At 74.4% G+C, this 520-nt stretch carries 1 pseudogene; it reads left to right on the top strand.

Going from position 1 to position 520, the window contains the following annotated elements:
• A pseudogene (locus FB586_RS18955) lies at window positions 1–520 on the top strand (hypothetical protein); the annotation flags it as partial.

The raw sequence follows: 520 nt of genomic DNA, 5'->3' as shown, positions 1-520 counted from the left end.
TCGCGGTGGCCGCGGGCAGGACGGGCAAGAAGCGCGAGCTGCAGCGGGTCGAGGCCGAGGTGGCGCCGGTGAAGAAGCTCGCCGAGGAGGACGTCACGGCGCTCGGCGTGGAGCTCCAGGACCTCGACATCGACCTCGCCGGCGAACCGCTCGACGCGGGTGCCAACGCCGACTACCAGCGCGCGCTCGACTCCTATGAGTCGGCGAAGACCGCCGCCGCCGCACTGACGAAGCCCGAGGACGTCAAGCACGTCACCGAGATCCTCGAGGACGGCCGCTACGCCATGGCGTGCGTGCGGGCCCGGGTGGCGGGCGAGCCGCTCCCGCAGCGCCGTCCCCCGTGCTTCTTCGACCCGCGCCACGGCATGTCGGTCGCCGACGTGCCCTGGACGCCGCCCGGTGGCGCCCAGCGCGACGTGCCGGCCTGCGCCCTCGACGTCCAGCGGGTCCGCGCCGGGGCCGAGCCCGACATCCGCAAGGTGATGGTCGGCTCGCGGCGGGTTCCGTACTGGCAGGGTGG

The sequence above is a fragment of the Cellulomonas telluris genome, assembly GCF_004886325.1.
GTDB classification, from domain to species: Bacteria; Actinomycetota; Actinomycetes; order Actinomycetales; family Cellulomonadaceae; genus Cellulomonas; species Cellulomonas telluris.
Note: the sequence above shows the minus strand (reverse complement) of the source record. Positions and strands in the feature narration are given on the sequence as shown.